This window comes from Hyphobacterium sp. CCMP332 (assembly GCF_014323565.1).
Lineage (GTDB): Bacteria > Pseudomonadota > Alphaproteobacteria > Caulobacterales > Maricaulaceae > Hyphobacterium.
Map to the genome: position 1 here is coordinate 948524 of NZ_CP058669.1, position 21283 is coordinate 969806.

General features: G+C 58.1%; 17 protein-coding genes. 11 read left to right on the forward strand and 6 right to left on the reverse strand.

Annotation, left to right across the window (positions count from 1 at the left end; translation table 11 throughout):
* Positions 1–40: 40 nt before the first annotated feature.
* Positions 41–2236 carry a M12 family metallo-peptidase gene (locus HXX25_RS04815; protein WP_187167373.1) on the reverse strand — a complete coding sequence of 732 codons (2196 nt, stop codon included), beginning with the start codon at positions 2234–2236 and terminating at the stop codon, positions 41–43.
* Positions 2237–2455: 219 nt separating this feature from the next.
* On the opposite strand from HXX25_RS04815, the gene HXX25_RS04820 reads away from it, so the two are divergent.
* From HXX25_RS04820 to HXX25_RS04860, 9 genes are all read left to right on the forward strand, one after another.
* The gene (locus tag HXX25_RS04820) at positions 2456–2845 is read left to right on the forward strand and encodes a hypothetical protein (protein WP_187167374.1); all 390 of its coding nucleotides are present in this window, start codon (positions 2456–2458) and stop codon (positions 2843–2845) included.
* A 249-nt stretch (positions 2846–3094) separates the two neighbouring features.
* Entirely contained in the window at positions 3095–5023 is a 1929-nt protein-coding gene (locus tag HXX25_RS04825; protein WP_187167375.1) for a M2 family metallopeptidase, read from the forward strand.
* A gap of 145 nt (positions 5024–5168) precedes the next feature.
* Positions 5169–6014 (forward strand): tryptophan 2,3-dioxygenase, encoded by an 846-nt coding sequence (locus HXX25_RS04830; protein WP_187167376.1) that lies wholly within the window; start codon positions 5169–5171, stop codon positions 6012–6014.
* Positions 6014–6643, forward strand: a complete 630-nt coding sequence (gene kynB, locus HXX25_RS04835) for an arylformamidase (protein WP_187167377.1) — start codon at positions 6014–6016, stop codon at positions 6641–6643. Before HXX25_RS04830 ends, kynB begins: the two co-directional genes overlap by 1 nt.
* Positions 6644–7885, forward strand: a complete 1242-nt coding sequence (kynU, locus tag HXX25_RS04840; protein ID WP_187167378.1) for a kynureninase — start codon at positions 6644–6646, stop codon at positions 7883–7885.
* Positions 7882–9951 carry a 3-hydroxyacyl-CoA dehydrogenase NAD-binding domain-containing protein gene (locus HXX25_RS04845; RefSeq protein WP_187167379.1) on the forward strand — a complete coding sequence of 690 codons (2070 nt, stop codon included), beginning with the start codon at positions 7882–7884 and terminating at the stop codon, positions 9949–9951. Before kynU ends, HXX25_RS04845 begins: the two co-directional genes overlap by 4 nt.
* A 4-nt stretch (positions 9952–9955) precedes the next feature.
* A complete protein-coding gene (locus tag HXX25_RS04850; RefSeq protein WP_187167380.1) occupies positions 9956–10717 on the forward strand; it encodes an SDR family NAD(P)-dependent oxidoreductase in 762 nt (253 codons plus the stop codon).
* A 51-nt stretch (positions 10718–10768) separates the two neighbouring features.
* Complete coding sequence (locus HXX25_RS04855; RefSeq protein WP_187167381.1) at positions 10769–11035, forward strand: Lrp/AsnC ligand binding domain-containing protein; 267 nt, start codon at positions 10769–10771, stop codon at positions 11033–11035.
* A 3-nt stretch (positions 11036–11038) separates the two neighbouring features.
* On the forward strand, positions 11039–12421 hold the full coding sequence (locus HXX25_RS04860; RefSeq protein WP_187167382.1) for an L-serine ammonia-lyase: 1383 nt from the start codon (positions 11039–11041) through the stop codon (positions 12419–12421).
* A 33-nt stretch (positions 12422–12454) separates the two neighbouring features.
* Here HXX25_RS04860 and HXX25_RS04865 read toward each other — a convergent pair whose 3' ends face one another.
* Both HXX25_RS04865 and HXX25_RS04870 read right to left on the reverse strand, forming a co-directional pair.
* Entirely contained in the window at positions 12455–13102 is a 648-nt protein-coding gene (locus HXX25_RS04865; protein ID WP_187167383.1) for a CoA transferase subunit B, read from the reverse strand.
* 2 nt (positions 13103–13104) lie between these two features.
* Positions 13105–13806, reverse strand: coding sequence for a CoA transferase subunit A (locus HXX25_RS04870; protein ID WP_187167384.1), 702 nt, complete (start codon positions 13804–13806; stop codon positions 13105–13107).
* 160 nt (positions 13807–13966) lie between these two features.
* Between HXX25_RS04870 and HXX25_RS04875 the strand changes: the two genes are divergently transcribed.
* The gene (locus HXX25_RS04875; RefSeq protein WP_187167385.1) at positions 13967–15007 is read left to right on the forward strand and encodes a hypothetical protein; all 1041 of its coding nucleotides are present in this window, start codon (positions 13967–13969) and stop codon (positions 15005–15007) included.
* Here HXX25_RS04875 and HXX25_RS04880 read toward each other — a convergent pair.
* Positions 15004–15918, reverse strand: coding sequence for a YihY/virulence factor BrkB family protein (locus tag HXX25_RS04880; RefSeq protein WP_187167386.1), 915 nt, complete (start codon positions 15916–15918; stop codon positions 15004–15006). The genes HXX25_RS04875 and HXX25_RS04880 overlap by 4 nt on opposite strands.
* A 273-nt stretch (positions 15919–16191) precedes the next feature.
* On the opposite strand from HXX25_RS04880, the gene HXX25_RS04885 reads away from it, so the two are divergent.
* Entirely contained in the window at positions 16192–17478 is a 1287-nt protein-coding gene (locus HXX25_RS04885; RefSeq protein WP_187167387.1) for a hypothetical protein, read from the forward strand.
* Here HXX25_RS04885 and mfd read toward each other — a convergent pair.
* Together mfd and HXX25_RS04895 are read right to left on the reverse strand one after the other, a co-directional pair.
* Positions 17475–20945, reverse strand: a complete 3471-nt coding sequence (gene mfd, locus HXX25_RS04890; protein ID WP_187167388.1) for a transcription-repair coupling factor — start codon at positions 20943–20945, stop codon at positions 17475–17477. The two genes, HXX25_RS04885 and mfd, sit on opposite strands and share 4 nt — an antisense overlap.
* 2 nt (positions 20946–20947) lie before the next feature.
* Positions 20948–21220: a succinate dehydrogenase assembly factor 2 gene (locus HXX25_RS04895; RefSeq protein ID WP_187167389.1), complete on the reverse strand. Its 273-nt coding sequence runs from the start codon at positions 21218–21220 to the stop codon at positions 20948–20950.
* Positions 21221–21283: the final 63 nt, after the last annotated feature.

Below are 21283 nucleotides of genomic sequence, written 5' to 3' on the forward strand. Positions count from 1 at the left end.
GAAGAGCGGCCTTGATAGGTCCGATCAAAAAGCGAAATGTTTATTCTGTACGCACCGCAACACTGGTGGCACCCACGGCATTTCCACCCTCTGCGAAGCGAACGAAGACGCGATTACGGGCCGGATCATTCGCGATTGCGGCACCCGTGCCTCGCACGAAGACACCGAACGTCGCTGTACCATTGGCACCAACCGCCACATTCTGCGTGGCAGCGCGAGGGGTGGTACAAAACCCACCGGCATCAGTCGGACATATCTCGATATTGTTGATCGCGAGAGTCCGCCCCCCGGTATCAGCAGAGACCACAAGATTTCCGGCATTCCCGACATTTGAAATCGCTACCGAGAATACGCCGACAAAATTTCCCGTCGTCGGGACGATCACCCAGCCCGGATTTGCCGGCAATGTCGCAGCCAGGGCGACAATATCCGCCGAACCGGCCGCTGTGGATCGGAAGGTCAGCGAATTCAGACCAAGCGTATATTCGGCCGATCGGCGATTTCCGCAGAAAGCCTCGATGAACAGGTCGCTTTCACTGTTGGCGGAGGGCCGGAAACCAGGCGTACCGACATTGTCGATGAACTCTGCTGCGCTGGTGACCGAGAACACAAAGTTCTGGGCCCCGCCGGCGACGATATCCGCTGGAGTATTGGCCGCGCCCGACAAGGCATTGGCCGGTGTGGTGGTCTGATAGGAAAACTGCGCTGGCGTTGCACCTGCCAGCCGCAGACCACAGCCCGTCGCCGTGGTACCCGTGGGCAACGGATTAATGATCGTCGCAAACGCCGTCGCGGCTGTTCCATTCTGGACCGAACGTGTAATCGGCAGAACCGCGGAAACAACCCGCGGCGCTTCGGCACGGAAATTGACTACATTCAGGCTCTCTTCGCGTGCGGCGCGAGCATTGTCCGCCGGATCATTCGTGTTGACTCCGTCAACCTCGGCGGAAGCTATCAATTCCTGCCCGGGAGGAGCCGCAATACCACAGGCCGCCCCATTCGGGCACAGATTGATATCGGGATTGGAGAAATACAGGGCCTCGGCTTCGCCGCCCGGACCGTTGGGTGCTCCTGGAGGACAGGTCACGCCGCCACCCGATGAATAGGCCATGATGGTTCCGAATGTGCAGTCTACGCGGTGGCCGTGCGCAAAGGTGCGAACACCGCCGGTTGGTGCACCGCCAGCATCTTCCACATTATGCGCAAAGCCGAGATTGTGCCCGATTTCATGCGCGAAGGTCACGTCGGAGCAAAGACTGAACTGGCCGACCGGATTATCCGTATCGGTAATCCAGTCTGCGGACACCGAGTATCCAAAATCGCGGCTGTTCTGGTTGATCACCCCATTGGAGGCCGGTTGCCCAATGCCCCAAGCGAGGCCACATGAACTCTGACCCGTCAGTGACCTTTGCAGAATGGCGACAAGATCGGCGCCATAGGTGACGCCGGCAGCGCGTAAAGCAGTAAGGTCCTGCGTCACCGGAGTGTCACCATTCGGATTGCCGGAGAGATTGTTGAGCGTCTCACTCTGATTGGCCGCGTCGTTGTTGAGCGTGACGGAATCCAGATGAACGAGCCGCGCACGCAGTCCGGTGTCGGAATCAATCAGCGCCTGATCGAGAACCGCCATCAGATACTGAACCCGACCGCCTGTTGCGAGGCCCCACCGGGCGGAAAAACTCTGGGAATAGAAAACAGCAATATCAACAATGCCGTTGGATCCGACCGGTACGGCCTCGGCAATGGTCTCACCGGCTTCAGCGACGCGTTCGCGGCCTTCCTGAACCACCAGATCATAATTCGGAATCAAAACGTCATTGGGGTTTTGAAGCCGCTCCCCGCCTTCCGGCATTTGCATGATCCGATGGCCGTTGGCTTCGGGAATAATCATCCAAAGACCGTCTTCAGTCTGGATGCGCCCGAACACGAAGCCGTTCGTCTGCGTGATCAGAACACGATTGTGAATGGTATGGTCCGCCAAGCGGCCGACCCAGACGCGCGATCCCAATGCCTGATCTTCGATCCGGTCAAGCTCGGCTTCATAGCCGGGCCCGAAATTGAGCGACACGCGGTCACCGACATTCATTCGCATGATTTCGGGATTCAGGGATTCAAACATGATCCGCGTATCACCACCGCTATCTGCGGTAACCGAGACGCCGCCAAACATGTTATCGGCAAAAGCCAGTGAAGGCATGGTCGCGATTGCAACCCCGGCAATTAATAAGCGGTGCATTGATATCTCCCCTAGAAAATTAGTGCGCTGCTCCCAAGCCAGAATTTCGATCCAGCCCGAAAAACTCGGAAGAATGTTACACCATATCGTCAACGGATGCCATTTATTCCGTTAACCGCCAGCCAGAATAAATCTCGCCGCCATCACCGGACGCCTGTCGCTTGTGTGGAGCCACCCGGAGATGTCGCTTCGTTCGCCGTCGCGGATGAGGAGGCCCCGATGGCCGTCGCATTGGTGGCAGTGCTGACAGTCAACCCGGTCCCGCATTCGAGTGAAGTGGCGCTGCCCGTACCATTATTCCCGATCGTACACGTCGACCCGGCTCCGTTGGGCGAATCTCCGACAGAGGCGCTCGCGATTGTCGCGCTGGATGTCATCAGCCAATGCGGATCGCGAACAACACCTGGCAGCCAACGCAGTGAAAAACCGGTTGGCGTTAATTCCGATATTGAGTCGGCCCGCGCCGGACTGGATCCAGTCGTTTGTGCGAGTGCGATCCCTGGCGCCAGAAAAGTCGAAAGAGCTGTTACAGACAGAATAAGCGCGCGAATCGACATTACGATTTTTCCCGATGCAGGCCCGCGTAATTGCGCGAGCGGCAGAACTTAAGGGGAAGTTCCAATTGATCCTGACCATCCCCGCCAGAAGGAAACATACGCAAATTGCAAACGCGGCGACAAGACAATTCGTTAATGAAAATTAAGGCACGTCCTTCGGCCGCAGCGATACGATGTCCCTGATCACAAGCGCAAAGCTCCGATATGCTCGCGAATTCAGAGCCTTGCATTTGTCGGGGTTACATTCATTGATATCGTGGCAATACTGGCGCCAAGAATTTAGTGTCTCAGGAGAGAAATCATGAAGACGTGGATGTATGGTGTCGCAGGCATGGCCCTGTTGTCCCTTGCCGCATGTGGCGAGAGCGAGGCGGTAGGCCAGGACACCTCAAATGCGGATGGGACCGCCAATGTCGAAATGGCAGCGGAAACCAGCGAACCGAATGTCGCGGATGCCGAAGCGTTTCTTGCCTCAACCGAGCAGGAACTCGCGGAATTCAACGAATATGCCAGCCGCGTTTTCTGGGTCTATTCCAACTTCATCACCGAGGACACGGAATTTCTGGTCAGCCGCGTCAGTGCCGAAGGCACCGAAATGGCCGTCCGCATGGCCCTCGGCACGGCTCCTTTCGCTGAGCTGGATCTGCCACTGGATCTGCGCCGCAAGATGACCAATCTGACAGCGGGCATCACCCTGCCCGCCCCGTCCCGGTCCGGAGCGGCCGAGGAATTGGCGGAACTGACCACGCGAATGAGCTCGGCCTATTCGACCGGCACGGTCTCCCTCGATCCTGAGCTCATCACCGCCGCCGAAATCACTGAAGCAACCGGACGCGAGGACGTTGATCTTGACGCGGTTCCCCTCGACACGATGGAAGTGCTCATGGGCACTGTGCGCGATCCGGAAGTCCTGACCGCAATGTGGAGCCAGTGGCGCAATGCCATCGATCCGGGGCAGATGAGTCAGGATTATGCCGCCATGGTCGATCTGGCCAATGAGGGCGCACGCGAGCTCGGCTTTTCCGATCTCGCCGAAATGTGGTTGTCGAATTACGACATGCCGGCCGATGAGATGGAAGCCGAGGTGGAACGCCTCTGGGGACAGGTCGAGCCGCTTTACGAACAGCTTCACTGCGCCGTGCGCGGTGAGTTGAGCGCCGAATACGGCACCGAGGTTCAGGCTGAAACCGGTATGATCCGCGCTGATTTGCTGGGTAATATGTGGGCCCAGGGCTGGGGACCGATCCGCGATATCGCCGGTGTCGAGGGCGGAGGCGAAAGCTATGACCTCACCCAGCTCCTGGTAGATGCTGATTATGACGCACGCGAAATGGTGGAAACCGGCGAACGCTTCTACACCTCGCTTGGCCTTGATCCGCTGCCGCAATCCTTCTGGGACCGGTCATTGATCACCCGCCCGCGTGACCGGGAAGTCGTCTGCCATCCTTCGGCATGGAATCTCGATTCCCGCGACGATATCCGCATCAAGATGTGTACAAACGTCAATGCCGAGGATTTCCGCACTGTCCACCATGAGCTGGGCCATAACTATTACCAACGGGCCTATCAGGATCAGGATACGCTGTTCCAGAATGGCGCTCATGACGGCTTCCACGAAGCTATCGGCGATTTTGTTGCGCTTTCGGTGACGCCTGAATACCTCGTCCAGATTGATCTGCTTGATCAGGATCAGGTGCCGGGCGAGGACGCCGACCTCGGCCTTCTGATGGACCTGGCGCTCGACAAGATCGCCTTCCTGCCCTTCGCCGTCATGATGGATCAATGGCGCTGGCGCGTCTTCCGGGGCGAGATCACGCCGGAAGATTACAACACGGCATGGTGGGAGCTTCGCAACCAGTATCAGGGCGTTTATCCGCCGGTCGAGCGGCCTGCGGACGCCTTTGACCCGGGCGCGAAATACCACATCGCCAATAATGTGCCTTATCTGCGCTATTTCCTGAGCTATATTCTGCAATTCCAGTTCCAGCAGGCCGCTTGCGAAATGGCCGGTTGGGACGGCCCGCTGCATCGTTGTACGGTCTATGGCAATGAGGAAGTCGGTGCCCGCTTCAATGAAATGTTGGAAATGGGCGCCTCCCAGCCATGGCCGGATGCGCTCGAAGCCTTCACTGGCACGCGCGAAATGGATGGCTCGGCCATCATTGCCTATTTCCAGCCGCTGATGACGTATCTGGAAGAAGAAAACGAAGGCCGCAATTGCGGCTGGTAAACCCTTTCAGCGCATGAATGAGGGCGGTCTTCCGGGGCCGCCCTTTTTATTTCCGGGGCTATTGAACGCAATACATCATGCCGCCTTCCGTCGTGGCAGCACTCGGACTAGGCTCTCCGCAATTCAAAACAAATGGAATCTGCAAATGCCTGAATCCATCTCGACTTCAGTCGATCTGTCCGGTGAAGACGTTCACTGGTCCCCCGAAGGCGGCCTCTCCTACGGTGCCTATCTGAAGCTGGACGGCGTCCTGAAAGCACAACAGCCGATGACCACCGAGCACGACGAGATGATGTTCATCATCATCCATCAGGCGTCCGAGTTATGGCTGAAACTGTGCCTGCACGAGCTGGATGCGGCTATCGAATGCATCATCGCCGGTGAGTTCGGACCCGCCTCGAAGATGTTGTCACGCATCGCCCGGATCCAGGAACAGCTGACCCAGTCATGGTCCATTCTCGCTACCATGACGCCGGCGGATTATCTGAAATTCCGCGACAAGCTGGGCCAGAGTTCCGGCTTTCAGAGCTATCAATACCGCATGCTGGAATACCGTTTGGGCAACAAGAATGCCGCCATGGCCCGGGTGCATGGCAAATCGCAGCAGGCCGATGCCGTCCGGGAATATCTCAACAAGCCGAGCATATATGATGAGGCGCTGCGCCAGCTTGCAAAAGCCGGATTTGATATTCCTGCGGATCGCCTCGACCGCGACTGGTCACAGCCATACAAACCCTCCCCAGCCGTGGAGACCGCATGGAAAGAGGTGTATTCCAACATTGAAGAACATTGGCAACTCTATGAAATGGCAGAGAAACTGGTAGATGTAGAGCATAAATTCCAGCTCTGGCGCTTCAACCATATGAAGACCGTCGAACGTATCATCGGTTATCGCCGCGGCACGGGCGGAACCGGCGGAGTCTCCTATCTCGTAAAGGCGCTGGAGCTGCGCTTTTTCCCGGAACTCTGGACGGTCAGGACTTCGCTCTGATGGCGAAACGCCTGATCGATATTTCCCAGACGCTGCGTCCGCAATTACCCGTCTGGCCGGGAGATACGCCCTTTTCCCTGGAACCCACCTGGACGATCGAGCCCGGCTGTCCGGTCAATGTATCCCGTCTCACCCTGTCGACCCATTCCGGCGCGCACGCAGATGCGCCTCTTCACTACGACCCGCAGGGCAAGACCATCGCCGAGGTCGATCCGGAAATCTATGTCGGAAGATGCCATGTTTTTGATGTCCGCAAGGCGATTGATCTGGTGCGGCCTTCGGACTTTGAATTGGCCGATGCCGCCGGCTGTGCACGCATTCTGTTCCGGACCTTCGATCATTTCCCACATGATCAATGGGTATCGGACTATGCTGCCATTGCCCCTGAAACCATTGAACTGCTCGCAAGTGCCGGCGTCAGGCTGGTCGGCATGGATGGACCGTCTCTGGACCCCGAAACCTCCAAGACGCTGGAAGCGCATAATGCAGTTCGCCGCGCCGGTATGGCCATTCTGGAGGGCCTGGTGCTCGATGATGTGAGCGAAGGTCCGTATGAATTGATCGCTGCGCCGCTGAAAATTGACGGGGCCGATGCCGCACCGGTCCGCGCTCTTTTGAGAGAGTTGTAGATGAACCGCAAAACGCTCGATGACGTCACGCTTCTGGACGAAAACGACCCACTCGCGCCTTTTCGCGAGCGTTTCGATATCCCGGACGATTTGATCTATCTCGATGGCAATTCTCTGGGCTGCCTGCCAAAAGCGGCAAAAGACCGGGTCAACGATGTTGTCGCACGCGAATGGGGACAGGATCTCATCCGGTCATGGAATTCGAATGACTGGATCAACGCCCCCGCGCGCATCGGCGACAAGATCGCAAGGCTGATCGGCGCAGACGACGGAGAGGTGATCGTTGGTGACAGCACATCCATAAATGTTTTCAAATGCCTGAACGCATGTCTTCAGATTGATTCTACACGCAAGACGCTGGTCACCGAGACCGGCAATTTTCCGACCGACGCCTATATGATCGAAGGGTTGGCGAGTATCGCCCCGGACCGCATCACGGCGCGGCTGGTCGAGCCCGGAAACGTCGTCGAAAGTCTGAACGAGACCACCGCGGCGCTTCTTTTAACCCACACGCATTACAAGACAGGCCGTCTGCGGGACATGAAGGCGATAACGGCCGCCGCCCATGCAAAAGGCGTCCCGGTGATCTGGGACCTCTCACATTCCTGCGGAGCAATGCCGGTTGATCTTAACGGCTGTAATGCTGATTTCGCCATCGGTTGCGGATACAAATACCTCAATGGTGGCCCCGGCGCACCGGCCTTTACCTTTGTGGCCAGACGACATCAGGAAAAAGTCTTCCCGGCTCTTTCCGGTTGGCTGGGCCACAAGCAGCCCTTTGCCTTCGACGATCGCTATACCCCCGCCCCCGGCATAAACCGCTTTCAATGCGGAACACCGGGAATTATCGGGTGCGCCGCGCTGGAGGTTGGCGTCGATCTGATGCTCGAAGCCGACATGCTGGCGCTGAGACAAAAATCGTCCGCCCTGGGTGATCTTTTCATTCAGCTCGTTCAGGAACAATGTGCCGACTTCGGCTTTGATCCTGCCTGCCCGACCAATGCCGCCGAGCGCGGCAGTCAGGTCAGTTTTCATCATCCGGATGGCTACGCCATCATGCAGGCACTTATAGCCCGCGGAGTGATTGGGGACTTCAGAGCGCCCGACATTCTCCGTTTCGGGTTTGCTCCCCTCTACATTTCCTACGTGGATGTCTGGAACGCTGTGGACATCCTGCGCGATGTCATGACATCGAACGAATGGGATCAGGCCCTGTTCAAACAGAAGGCTGCTGTAACATGAGCGATATCGTCAATACAGAACGCCGTGAAGAATGCCTGATCATCCGCGTCAATAACCCGCCCGTGAACGCGCTGGGCCATGCCGTGCGCGACGGCGTGGTCAAAGCATTGACGGAAGTTGGCGATGCAAGGTGCGTTGTTCTCCATTGCGAAGGACGCACTTTCTTTGCCGGTGCCGACATAACCGAATTTGGCAAGCCGCCGCTCTCACCGTCATTGCCCGACATGATAGCCGCGCTTGAGAATTGCCCCGTACCCGTTGTCGCTGCCATTCACGGCATGGCGCTCGGAGGCGGTCTCGAAACCGCTCTCGGTTGTGATTATCGCGTGATTGACCGCAAAGCACGGGTGGGATTTCCCGAGATAGACCTCGGCATTTTCCCGGGCGCGGGTGGGACGCAGCGCGCACCACGCCTTGCGGGGATCGCCGCAACGCTCGCCATGACTCTGGATGGCAAACCCGTCTCCGCGGCGCGGGCCGTCGAGATCGGGCTCTGCGATGAGATGTCAGACGGCGATATTCTGGAAGCCACCATCGCCTTCGCGCGGACGAAAACTGTCAAACGCCGCATCAGGGATTTACCGGCGCCCAGCATCGATCAGCCTGCAATCGATGCCGAACTGGCCAAGGCGGCAAAGGCGCGCCGCGGTCAGATTGCGGTCGGGAAAGCCACCGAGGCAGTCCTTGCTTCTGCCACACTGCCTTTTGAGGCGGGACTGGAAAAGGAACGCGAACTCTTTCTGGAACTGATTGGCGGATCTCAATCCCGCGCCATGCGACACCTTTTCTTTTCCGAACGCCTGTCGGCAAAAGTCGATGGCCTGAACGCCGCGCCAAAATCGCTGGGGCTGATTGGCGTGGTCGGCTCCGGAACGATGGGCGGCGGCATCGCCATGGCTTTCGCCAATGCCGGCTTCGCGGTCCGGCTGTATGATGCCAATGCCGAAGCATTGAAGGCAGGACTGGAAAAAATCCGCAGCCTCTACATGGCGTCGGCCGCAAAGGGGCGGACCAGCGAGGCCGAGGCTCTGGATCGATATGACCGGATACAGCCCGCGGATAATTGGGAGGCGTTTGCGGCCTGCGATCTGATTATTGAAGCGGTCTTCGAGCGGATGGACGTCAAGAAAGACGTTTTCGCCGAACTCGACCGTGTCGCCCGGCCCGATGCCATCCTCGCCACGAATACCTCCTATCTCGACGTCGATGCCATTGCCGCCGGAACGAAAGATCCGTCGCGCGTTCTGGGTATGCACTTCTTCTCGCCGGCCAATGTGATGCGCCTGCTCGAAATCGTGCGCGGAGACAAAACGTCAGACACTGCACTAGCGACCGCACTGGATGCCGCAAGAAAAATCAAGAAAGTGCCGGTTGTGTCCGGCGTCTGTCACGGCTTTATCGGCAATCGCATGCTGAAGGGATATGGCCGGGAAGCGGGCCTTTGCATGATGGAAGGGGCGGCTCCGGAAGACGTTGACAAGGCCCTTTATGGCTTTGGTATGCCGATGGGCCCCCTCGCCATGGCCGACCTTGCCGGGCTTGATATCGGCTATGACAATCGCCGTTCAATGACAGCCGGCGAAGACTATGAACCCCTCGCCTCCGTCCTTCAGGACCGCCTCGTCGAAATGGGCCGCAAAGGTCAGAAGACAGGGGCCGGAATATTCAATTACGCACCGGGAAGCCGTTCACCGGAGCCTGACCCCGACGTGATGGCCATGATCGAGACGCTGGCGGCCGAGTACGGCGTCAAGCGGCGCGACGTAGCGCCTGAGGAAATTGTCGAACGGTGCATGCTGGCGCTGATCAATGAAGGCGCCGCCATACTGTCAGAAGGCATTGCCCAGCGGGCCAGTGACATCGATGTCGTATACGCTAATGGCTATGGCTTTCCGCGCTATCGCGGCGGACCGATGTGCTATGCGGACGAACTGGGCGCAAAGCATATTCTCGAGCGCCTTGAATTTTATCAGGAAAAATACGGCCCGAAATGGTGGGCGCCCGCCCCTCTGATCCGGGAATTGGCGGAAACCGGCGGGACATTCGGACAATGGAAAAAGGGATAGACAGATGGGACATCTGAAGGGACAGACCGCCGTCATCACCGGTGGTGGAACGGGTATTGGCTTGGCCATTGCCAGGCGGTTGGCAGCGGATGGCGCAAATTGTGTGTTGATGGGGCGCAATCTGGAGCGTCTGGAAACGCAAGCGAAAACAGTTGAGCGCGCGCGCGCCATTCAGTGTGATGTAACCGACAGTGCCGCTGTCGAGGCCGCCTTCGAAGACGCGCGCCGCGATGGCCCGATCTCGATCCTCGTGAACAATGCCGGCATTGCCTCCTCTGCGCCCTTCCACCGGATGGGCGAAGATGAATTTCTCCGGATTCAGGATGTAAATGTCACCGGCGTATTCCGCTGCACCAAGGCGGTCGCGAATGACATGCGGACCGCAGAGTCCGGGCGGGTGATCAACATTTCATCCATCGCCGGCCTGTCAGGCGGCCCCTACATTACCCACTATTGCGCCTCCAAACACGCCGTGATCGGCATGACCCGCGCCCTCTCAGCGGAATGGGCGAAGACCAACACAACCGTCAATGCCATCTGTCCGGGCTATGTCCGCACCGAAATGGCCGAAGGCGCCATCCGGACAATCATCGAGAAAACCGGAGCGACACGCGAACAGGCCATCGCCGAGCTCGCCAAGAACAATCCGCAAGGCCGGCTTCTGGAGGTCGAGGAAGTCGCCGAGATCGCCGGCTGGCTCTGTCATCCGGACAGCCGCAGCATCAATGGTCAGGCCATTGCACTCAACGGCGGACATTCCATGTAGGAAGCAGAGGGTTTTCCGCCTAGAAAACCGGCAACAGTCTAAGAGGATGCAATGCGTCAATTCTACGTTTTCATCAAATGCGAGCTGGGCAAGACCTATGACGTCGCCAGCGATATCGTCGATCAGATCGACGAGGCCCGCCACGTCCATTCGGTATCCGGTGTCTATGACCTTCTGGCCCACTTCTCGGTGGAAGCCGATGAGGATATCGGCCGCTTCGTGAACCAGCGAATTCAGGTCCTTCCAGGCATCAAGGACACGCAGACAATTCTTTGCTTCAACGCATTCACCCCCGATCGCGGATTGGGCGAAGGATAGCAAATGCACCTCGGTGTCTTCGACCTCTTCAAGATTGGTGTCGGCCCCTCCAGTTCGCACACTGTCGGGCCTATGAAAGCTGCCGGGACATTTGTTTCGCGTGTCCGGGACGAACATGGCCTTGACCGGATTGCGCGCCTGCAAGCCGAGCTCTATGGCTCCCTCGCCTTCACCGGCGTCGGGCACGGCACCGACAACGCCGTATTGCTCGGACTGGAAGGCGAGGATCCCGCCAGAATCGATCCGGACACGATGGCCGGCAAGATCGAACGCATCCGAAAGGACGGCACGTTGAAGGCGGCGGGTCAGCACGACATCGGATTCAACGTGGACGAAGACCTGATTTTTGACGGCGGCACCCGACTACCGTTTCATTCAAATGCCATGAAATTCCGGGCCTTGGATAAATATGGCGAAGTCTTGCGCGAAGAGATTTGGTATTCGATCGGCGGCGGATTTGTCATCGATGAACAGGAAGCGGGCCGCAATTCTGCCGTCGGTGACCAGGACGGCGAACCCTACCCCTTCAATTCAGGCGATGAACTCATCGCGCTGGGCAAAGAGCACGGTTTGTCGATCCCCGAGATCATGCTGGCGAATGAAATGGCCTTCCGGTCGGAAGACGAAATCCGGGATGGCATCAGAACCATCTGGAAAGCCATGGAGGACTGCATTGATCGCGGCCTGAGACATGATGGCATCCTGCCCGGCGGGCTGAATGTGAAGCGGCGCGCCGCAAAAATGCATCGCTCCCTTCTGGAAAACCCGGACAAGGCCGAGGCTGATCCCCTCACCGCCATGGACTGGATCAATCTCTGGGCCATGGCCGTCAACGAGGAAAACGCCGCCGGGGGCCGGGTGGTGACAGCCCCGACCAATGGCGCCGCCGGTATCATTCCTTCCGTGGCCCGCTATTTCGACCGCCATCATCGCCGCACAGGCGATACCGAATGCATGTTGCGCTTCTTCCTGACCGCAGCCGCCATTGGCGCGCTTTACAAGAAGAATGCCTCCATTTCCGGCGCAGAAGCCGGATGCCAGGGTGAAGTCGGTGTCGCCTGCTCGATGGCCGCCGGTGGCCTTGCGGCGGCCCTTGGCGGCACCAACCAGCAGATCGAGAATGCCGCCGAAATCGGCATGGAGCATAATCTCGGCCTGACCTGCGATCCCGTCGCGGGCCTCGTTCAGATCCCCTGCATCGAGCGCAACGCCATCGGCGCCGTCAAAGCCATTGATGCCGCCCGCCTCGCCCTGTCCGGCGATGGCGAACACAAGGTTTCGCTGGATCAGGTCATCAAGACGATGAGCGACGTCGCCAAGGACATGTCAGACAAATACAAGGAGACCTCGCAGGGCGGTCTCGCGATCAATGTTCCGGTATGCTGACGCTACGGCGGCCGGCCCCCTGAAAATCGTCGGCTACGCCGCCAACCCCTCAGCCAACTTGAATTTGGCCTCGGTGTTTTTCTGAACCTCGTCCACCGTCACCTCCGGGGCGAGCTCAACCAGAACCAGCCCGTCGCCGGTCACGTCAAAAACGCCCAGATTGGTTATGATCCGATCGACAACGCCTGTGCCGGTCAGCGGCAGGGAGCATTGCTTCAACAGCTTCGGATCACCGGCTTTGGACGTATGATCCATGATCACCACAACCCGTTTGACCCCGGCAACCAGATCCATGGCGCCGCCCATACCCTTGACCATTTTGCCCGGGATCATCCAGTTGGCGATATCGCCGGCTTCCGAGACCTCCATGGCCCCGAGGATGGACAGGTCGATATGCCCGCCCCGGATCATGCCGAAGCTGTCGGCGGATGAAAAATAGCTGGTCCGCCGCAATTCGGTGATCGTTTGCTTGCCGGCATTGATCAGGTCCGGATCTTCTTCGCCCTCATAGGGAAAAGGTCCCATCCCCAGCATGCCGTTTTCGGATTGCAGCGTGACATCAATGCTCTCATCGATGAAATTTGCTACCAAAGTCGGGATACCGATACCCAGATTGACGTAGAATCCGTCTTCCATTTCCTGCGCCGAGCGGCGCGCCATGTCTTCGCGTGTCCAGGCCATGATCAAGCCTCCTTCGCGCGCGTAGTGCGCTGCTCGATGCGTTTCTCAAACTCGCCCTTGATCAGGCGCTGAACGAAAATGCCAGGTGTGTGGATGTTATCGGCATCGAGCTCGCCAACTTCCACAATCTCCTCAACCTCGGCCAATGTGACCTTACCGGCAGTGGCCATCATCGGATTGAAATTCCGTGCGGTTTTCCGGTAAATCAGATTGCCTTGCGTGTCGGCCTTCCAGGCTTTCACAATGGAGAGATCCGCCGTCAGCCCCGTCTCCATGATGTAGGTCTCGCCGTCAAAGTCGCGGTGATCCTTGCCCTCGGCGATCACCGTTCCAACGCCGGTCTTGACGTAGAATCCGGGAATACCGGCACCGCCCGCACGGATACGTTCGGCCAGTGTGCCTTGCGGATTGAACTCCAGCTCCAGCTCGCCCGACAGGAATTGCCGCTCGAATTCCTTGTTCTCGCCAACATAGGACGACACCATTTTCTTGATCCGCTTCGCATCCAGCAGCTTGCCAAGACCAAACCCGTCCACACCGCAATTATTGGATATGATCGTCAGGTCCTTGACGCCGGAATCGAGAATGGCCTGAATGGCATTCTCTGGAATACCGCACAGGCCAAATCCGCCAGCCATGATGGTCATGCCGTCAAACAGCACGCCGTCCAGTGCCGTGGCAGCATCCTTGTAAAGCTTACCCATTCACGGTCTCCGTTCAGATCATCGGGACGATTGACCGAGCCTGAACTGCCATGGCAGCCTTTCCAGACGCGCTCAATCATATCAGTTTGAGCTTCTCTTAGCGCCTTTGCGAAAGCGGGGCCAGCCAATGCCCGCCCTTGAATCAAGGTAATTGCAGCCGATGACAAATCCTGATGCGATACTCGTCGATCCGGCCTGGTTTCCCGAAGCCATCGACACTGGCAGGGATATCATCCGCTTCGCGCGTGTGACACGCGACGGGCTCGCCAAAACCGCCTTTCTTGATCAGCGCATGGCGCCGATTGTCACCGGACGCACCGATCTGCGCCTGTCCGAAGCAATGAAAGTCTGGAAATCGGACAAATCCCGAAAGCCTCGTATGCCGGCTTTTCTGTTTCACTCCGCTTTCTGCTGCTCGACCCTGCTGGCACGCGCACTCGACGCGCCGGGCACCTGCCTCGCACTGAAAGAACCGGACATTCTGATGCAGCTCGCCAATGCGCTGAGGGTCGATGAGGGCCTGAAGCGCAATCCGGAAGCCGCGCAGACGCTGTGCGAGTTTGTATTTGGCCTTCTGGCGCGGCCTTTTACAAAAGGGGGACGCGTCCTCGTCAAGCCCACCAATTCGGCCAACAATCTGATCGGCGCCGTTCGAAAAGCGGGTGCGCCCGCTCTCATACTTTATGGCGATTTACGCAGTTTTCTGGTGTCGGTGATCAAGAAAGGTGAGGCCTGCAAGGGTTTCGTGCGTTTGCAATACAATATTTTTTCTCTTGACCCTGGTGGCCTGTCGGCCATTCCACACCGGCAGGCAATGGGCTTGACCGATCTGCAGGTCGCGGCTTTGGTCTGGCGGCACCAGATGGAGGAGTTTTCAAGCCATCTCGATATGCAATCAGACCTCGCCTCTCTGGATTTCAAGGACCTTCTCGCCGATACCGCTCCGACACTGAAAGCGGTTGCGCGGCAACTAAAATTGCGCCTCACAAACGATCAGATCGACGCGGCCGTCTCGGGCCCGGTTTTCCGGCAGAATTCCAAGGAGTCCGGTGAGGCCTATGATCCCGAAACGCGCGGACAAGACGAAGCCGCGATCGAAGCGAGCCACCGCGAAACGCTCGATCTTATCGTGCCATGGGCCAATTCCCTGACTCTGAGGCGAGAGATCAGCCTGCCGCTCCCGCGAGCTCTTGGCGCTTAGTCTTCCGCAGGCGGCTTGGTGTGCCGCAATCGCCACTTGTCGATTTCCACAGCCATCGCTCCGCCGAAAAAGACCGTGTAGGAACCCCAATAAATCCAGAGCAGGAAGACGATCAAGGCGCCGATCGAACCATAGGCCGTTGGATTGACCCAGCCACTGACATAGTATGAAAAGCCGGCGGACAGCGAGAGCCAAAGCGCACACGCCGCCGAGGCCGCGATCAGAGATGCAACCCAGCTGATTTCCCCTGCCCTGCGCATCAGATAACGGTAAAGCAGCACCAGCGCTGAAATCATGGTAACGCTGACCGCCGTCCATTCATTGAACACCGAATTGACGATCGAGATTTCCCATCCCAGCCATCTTATGGCGGGCCGGACAATATTCGGTATCGTCAGCACAACGATGTTCGAGACAATCAGCAGCACGCCACCAACAACCACCGTCACGATAGCCAGAACATTGAATTTTATGATGTTCCGGAAGTCCCCCATACCGGCAATCTGGTTCAGACCGGCAATGAGCGCCTTCGCGCCTCTGGACGCCGCAAAAACAGTAATGGTCAGCGCCAGCAGGCCCTGCAATGACAATACCGCCCTGGAGGTTTCGGCCAGTGGCGAAATCTGGGTCTCGACAAAAGCCTGTGCAGTTTCCGGCATGATGCTGGACAATCGCGACAATTGCTGGCTGGCGTCGGTCGCATCAAAAATCAGGCCGTATGCGACGGCTGCTACGGCGATCAGTGGAAACACTGCAAGCAAGGTGAAGAAGGATACGCCTCCGGCAAACAGCATGACTTCCCGAGCCATCGTACGGCTGACCGAAGCGATCAGGATCGCCACTGGCGGCCAGTCGAGGACCGGTTTCACGACGTCCTGGTAGATACCTACAAAAATCTGCAATCGTTTCATGGAGGAGCCAATACCCTGAATTGGCAGATTCCGAAACAAAAACGCCAGCCTGTGGGTGCAGGCTGGCGCATCTGGGATAGATAGGACCGGTTTCCCGGCCAAGACAACGAACGTGCGAGGGACAAGAAGGTGTCCGTTGATCTCGGGAACAGGAATAACGAACCGCGCTTGAACGCTATATGAACGAAATTTCCGCTATCTGTTACGCTGTTTCCCCCATCGCATTTTTGTGACAACGTGGGGATTGTTGCCTCGGGGGAAGGCTTGCCTCGCATGCTGAATATCGCACTCATAGATGCAGACGGAAACCTGTCATTAAATCCTGCAGACCTCGAGGTTTACCGGATTGCAACGCGCGCCGTTTCCGTCGACCAGCCGGTTCCGGCTGACCGCCTCGATGCCATCGTCATCTGTACATCCGATCCGGATAAAGCCAGGGAATTGGCCAACCTGCACGGCGGTCAATCCAGGACCCGCCCGCCGGTCATTCTCATTTCTGACAGCGAAACACCGCCTGAGGGCTTTGATGGCTGGCTTCGCCGCCCCGTTTCAGCTGTTCAATTGGCAAATCGGGTGCAATCATTGCGGCGCCTCTGGGTCATGGAAGATGTGGCGCGCCGCCGCCGAGCCGCTGCTGAAGTGTTTGGTCATTCCGTCAACTCAGATGTGCTCAACGAGAAACGTCCAACGGTATTGTTCGTCGGAGATGCGACATCCCGCTTCATGGCCATTCGCCATGCGTTGAATTCTGCCGACACGGGTATGGTCGCCGCTTTTTCGTCTTTTTCGGCATTTGATTACTTGCATGAACGGCCCTTCGATGCCGTCATTCTGAACGCGATCAACAAGAAAGAGCTGGCTTTCACCATTTCATCGGCCATGCGGCGCAATGCCCGTCTGTATCACACTCCGGTGTTATTGCTCACACCGTCCGGAAGGTATGAATCCGCTGACGAAGCTTTCGCGCGGGGTGTCTCTGATATTCTTCCCGACAACGCCTCATCGGCCGAGATTAGCGCGCGCGTTTTACGCCTGGCAGATGAACGCCGCCGCCGGCGCGCGGCGAAAACCGTTCTGGAAAACTGCCGGGCGCGGTCCACAACGGATGCCGAACTCGGGCTTTACCGGCCAAAACTGGCATTGGCGCATTTGCAGGATCTGCTGAATACGGCAGCGAGGTCGCGAAAATCTACCGGTCTGGTGCTGATCTCGATCGAGGCACCGGAGACATCCGTCAGTCAGGAAAAATTGAGCGCAGCAAAGGTTCAGTTTGCCGCCATGTTGCGGCATCTCTTACGTGCAGAAGATTTCCCGGCACTCATCTCCCCCGATTTATACGCAGCCATTCTGCCGTATACGAGCAAGGACGGCGCGGCGTGCGTGGCCGAGCGCATTGCGGCTGTTGCCGATTGTACGGCCTTTGACGGTGATGATCCGCTCTATCCCTTCCGCCTGAACGTTCATTGCGTTTCGCTGGAAGCCGCGGGAGAAGAAACAGCCGAAGCGCTCATGGAGCGCGGCTCACGCCTTCTGGACAGGGAGCGGATGGAAGCGGTCTAGCTTCGCCGTGCGAGGTCTGCTAGCCGTGCCAGGGCGCGCTCCATACCCCTCAGGCGTTGTCTTGGCTCCGGCCAGTCGCCTGCGATAAGCAGTTTCTGATCCGGGCGCACGCGGAATTCACGCGGATTGTCCGTAATCAGTTTTACCAGACCAACGGGGTCGGCAAACTCGCCATTTCGGAACTGGATCGTCGCCCCCTTCGGGCCGGCATCGATTTTTTGAACACCCGCAATCTTGCAGAGCGTTTTGACCTGCATGACATGCATGAGCTGCTCAACCTCTTCCGGCAAGGGGCCGAAGCGGTCAATCAATTCAGCGGCAAAAGCCTCACGCTCGCCCTTGTTGGCGAGGTTCGATACCCGGCGATAGAGCTGCAGACGCAGATCCAGGTCGGCGACATAGCTCTCCGGGATCAGGACCGCTGCGCCCGCATTGATGGCCGGTGACCAGTCACGATCATCCTCTTCGCGGTCATTCTGAAGCGAGGAAACAGCCTCTTCCAGCATGGACTGGTAGAGTTCAACGCCAACATCGCGGATATGCCCGGACTGCTCTTCACCCAGCAGATTGCCGCCGCCTCTTATGTCGAGATCGTGACTCGCCAGAGAGAATCCGGCGCCAAGCGTATCGAGCGAATGAAGCACTTGCAGACGGCGTTCCGCCTGCGCCGTAATCTGCTGGTTCGGCGAGGTTGTGAGGTGGGCATAGGCCCGCGTTTTCGACCGTCCGACACGGCCCCGTAACTGATACAGCTGAGCCAGGCCAAAACGATCTGCACGATAGATAATCAGCGTGTTGGCCGTCGGTATGTCCAGTCCGGATTCAACGATGGATGTCGATACCAGAACGTCATATCGCCCCTCATAGAACGCCGTCATGATGTCTTCGAGACGCGTCGGCGCCATCTGACCATGCGCGACCATAAAGGAAACTTCCGGGACCTGCTCGCGCAAATAAACGGCCATCGAATCGAGATCGGTAATCCGCGGGGCAACGAAATAACTGAGTCCGCCCCGGTACTTTTCGCGAAGCAGGGCTTCGCGCACGGTCACCGGATCAAAGGGAGACACATAGGTCCGCACTGCCAACCGGTCGATTGGCGGCGTCGCGATAATGGAAAGATCGCGTATGCCTGTTAACGCGAGCTGCAGCGTCCGGGGGATCGGCGTCGCGGTCAGCGTCAGGACGTGAACGTTGGTCCGCAACGCTTTTAGCCGTTCCTTGTGCTTCACACCGAAATGCTGTTCTTCATCGACGATCAGCAGGCCAAGGTCCGAAAATTTCACTGAGTCTGACAACAGGGCATGCGTTCCGACGACGATCTCGGCCTTGCCGTCCTGTAATTCCTTTTTCGTCAGCGCGGCTTCCTTCGCCGGCACCAGTCGCGACAAATGCCGCACCTTCACCGGCCAGTTACGGAAGCGCTCGGAAAACGTCTTGAAATGCTGGCGGGCAAGCAGCGTCGTCGGGGCAACGACCGCGACCTGACGGCCTTCCATGGCGGTGATGAACGCCGCGCGCAGCGCCACCTCGGTCTTGCCAAAGCCGACATCGCCGCAAATGAGCCGGTCCATCGGCCGCCCGCTGGCGAGGTCTCCGAAGACATCTTCGATCGCAGAAAGCTGATCATCGGTTTCCACATAGGGAAAAGCTGCACTGAACTCGTCATAGGTCCCGCTAGGCGGCGTGATCACATCCGCTTTACGGGCATTGCGCTGCGCTGCGACGCGGATGAGCTCTTCGGCCATATCGCGCAGGCGCTTTTTGGCCTTGGCCTTGCGCGCCTGCCAGGCCACGCCCCCCAGCTTGTCGAGCTGAATTCCATCGCTTTCATTGCCGTATCGCGAAAGGAGTTCAATGTTTTCGACCGGCAAGAACAGCTTCGAACCGCCGGAATATTCAATTTCCAGGCAATCATGCGGCGCTTCATGAACGTCCAGTGTTTTCAGACCGAGATACCGGCCCAATCCGTGGTCACTGTGCACAACCAGATCACCAACACCCAGCGATCCTGCCTCCAGAATAACCTCGGCGCCCTTTTTCCGGCGCGGACGTGCCAGCCTGTCTCCCAACACATCCTGCTCGGACAGGACAACCAGATCAGCGGCTTCAAAGCCGTGTTCCAGCGGCAATACGGTGCGCAGAGCCGTATTTGCCGATGCTTTTTGAATATCCGCCCAGCTATTCGCAGGCAGCGGGGTTTTGAGACCATGATCGGCAAGCACGCTGCCCATCCGGTCCGACGCCCCTTCCGTCCAGGAGGCAATAACAACCCGCTTCCCGAAAGACAGTTGGGACTGGATGTATTTGGCGGTGACATCAAAGATATTGACACCTTCTGCCGCCCGTTCCGCAGCGAAACTGCGGCCCTGACGGCCGCCGGCATCAAACGCGTCAGGCTCATTGAAGGGTGTAAAGCGGCGAACGTCCATCCCGTTCAGGGCAGCAACAAAATTCTCGGAAGTCAGGTACAGCGCTGACGGGGCAAGCGCACGGTATGTCGGAGCCTTGATGCCACCCTTCACCGTCCCGGCTGCCGTTTTGCGGGCGTCATAATAATCCGACACCAGTTCATCGCGCTGGACGAGCGCGTCTGACGCCTGATGGTCGACGGCAATCAGGGCATCGGACCCGAGATAGTCAAAGGGGGTTTCCAGAGTTTCGTGAAACAGCGGTAACCAGTGCTCGATCCCCTGTGGTCTGTGCCCCGCACTCACACCCTCATAAACCGGATCGCCATCCGTTATCGCGCCGAATTCCCGCACATAGCCGGAGCGAAAACGCGAAATGCTGGCTTCATCGAGAAACAACTCGCTCACCGGCGAAAAGGTAATGACTTTCAGCTGCCGGGTGGAGCGCTGCGTTTCAGGATCAAAAGAGCGAACCGACTCCAGCGTATCCCCGAACATATCCAGACGGACCGGTTCTTCACGCCCCGGTGGAAATGCGTCCACAACGCCCCCGCGAATGGCGAAGTCACCCGGTTCCCGAACCGTAGTCGTCCGGGCATAGCCATTCGCCGTGAGGTAGGTTTTCAATTCCTCCAGATCGATGACCTCTCCGGGCTTGGCCTGAAAACCGCGGGCTGCCATCGTGGCCCGGGGGGCGCACTTCTGCGTGACCGCATTGATCGTTGCAATTATCAGGAGAGGCGATTTCTCGTTCAGTGAACGCGTCGCAAGCCAGGCCAGCGTCGCTGACCGCCGCGCCGCCACGCGCGGACTGGGTGATACCCTGTCATAGGGCTGACAATCCCATGACGGCAGCCGCAAGGCCGGAATTTTGGACGCAAAGAATTGCCAGGCGGACTCAAAGGCCGCAGCGCGTGAATCGTCCCGCGCGATAAACAGGGCCGTACCACCACGTTTGATGAGAGCCTGCGCAAGGACCAGCGCGTCATAGCCTTCCGGTGCGCCGCCGACCGTCAACCCGCCGGGCGACGAGGCAATGGGCTCAATCCAGTCCATGGTCAGGGTTTGGCAACGGCGATCGCAGAAGCCGCCAGCGAGTCAAAAACCGGACCCTGAAATTCCTCCGGAACCGGCTCGCGCCCGACAATCCATGCGTAGAGTTCCTGATCCGGTGTGTCGATCAGGGCTTCAAATTCATCCAGAGCCGCTTCACTCATATTCGGCAAATTCTTGCGTGCATAACCCCCGATCACCAGATCGGCTTCCTTGAAGCCCCGGTGTTCAGCGCGAAAGAGCAAGCGGCGGCGGCGTGTTTCAACATTTTCTGACATAGGACGGCCATATAGGCTGACCCGGCGCTGGCGTGAAGGCGTAACCTGTCGCAATCTGCACCT

Excerpts from the sequence above, each read along its gene's own strand:
- HXX25_RS04860 (WP_187167382.1), top strand. The coding sequence starts at position 11,039 with ATGCACCTCGGTGTCTTCGACCTCTTCAAGATTGGTGTCGGCCCCTCC.
- HXX25_RS04825 (WP_187167375.1), top strand. The coding sequence starts at position 3,095 with ATGAAGACGTGGATGTATGGTGTCGCAGGCATGGCCCTGTTGTCCCTT.
- HXX25_RS04820 (WP_187167374.1), top strand. The coding sequence starts at position 2,456 with ATGGCCGTCGCATTGGTGGCAGTGCTGACAGTCAACCCGGTCCCGCAT.
- kynU (WP_187167378.1), top strand. The coding sequence starts at position 6,644 with ATGAACCGCAAAACGCTCGATGACGTCACGCTTCTGGACGAAAACGAC.
- HXX25_RS04865 (WP_187167383.1), bottom strand. The coding sequence starts at position 13,102 with ATGGCCTGGACACGCGAAGACATGGCGCGCCGCTCGGCGCAGGAAATG.
- HXX25_RS04875 (WP_187167385.1), top strand. The coding sequence starts at position 13,967 with ATGACAAATCCTGATGCGATACTCGTCGATCCGGCCTGGTTTCCCGAA.
- HXX25_RS04815 (WP_187167373.1), bottom strand. The coding sequence starts at position 2,236 with ATGCACCGCTTATTAATTGCCGGGGTTGCAATCGCGACCATGCCTTCA.
- HXX25_RS04880 (WP_187167386.1), bottom strand. The coding sequence starts at position 15,918 with ATGAAACGATTGCAGATTTTTGTAGGTATCTACCAGGACGTCGTGAAA.
- HXX25_RS04885 (WP_187167387.1), top strand. The coding sequence starts at position 16,192 with ATGCTGAATATCGCACTCATAGATGCAGACGGAAACCTGTCATTAAAT.
- HXX25_RS04845 (WP_187167379.1), top strand. The coding sequence starts at position 7,882 with ATGAGCGATATCGTCAATACAGAACGCCGTGAAGAATGCCTGATCATC.
- mfd (WP_187167388.1), bottom strand. The coding sequence starts at position 20,945 with ATGGACTGGATTGAGCCCATTGCCTCGTCGCCCGGCGGGTTGACGGTC.
- HXX25_RS04850 (WP_187167380.1), top strand. The coding sequence starts at position 9,956 with ATGGGACATCTGAAGGGACAGACCGCCGTCATCACCGGTGGTGGAACG.
- HXX25_RS04830 (WP_187167376.1), top strand. The coding sequence starts at position 5,169 with ATGCCTGAATCCATCTCGACTTCAGTCGATCTGTCCGGTGAAGACGTT.
- kynB (WP_187167377.1), top strand. The coding sequence starts at position 6,014 with ATGGCGAAACGCCTGATCGATATTTCCCAGACGCTGCGTCCGCAATTA.
- HXX25_RS04895 (WP_187167389.1), bottom strand. The coding sequence starts at position 21,220 with ATGTCAGAAAATGTTGAAACACGCCGCCGCCGCTTGCTCTTTCGCGCT.
- HXX25_RS04870 (WP_187167384.1), bottom strand. The coding sequence starts at position 13,806 with ATGGGTAAGCTTTACAAGGATGCTGCCACGGCACTGGACGGCGTGCTG.
- HXX25_RS04855 (WP_187167381.1), top strand. The coding sequence starts at position 10,769 with ATGCGTCAATTCTACGTTTTCATCAAATGCGAGCTGGGCAAGACCTAT.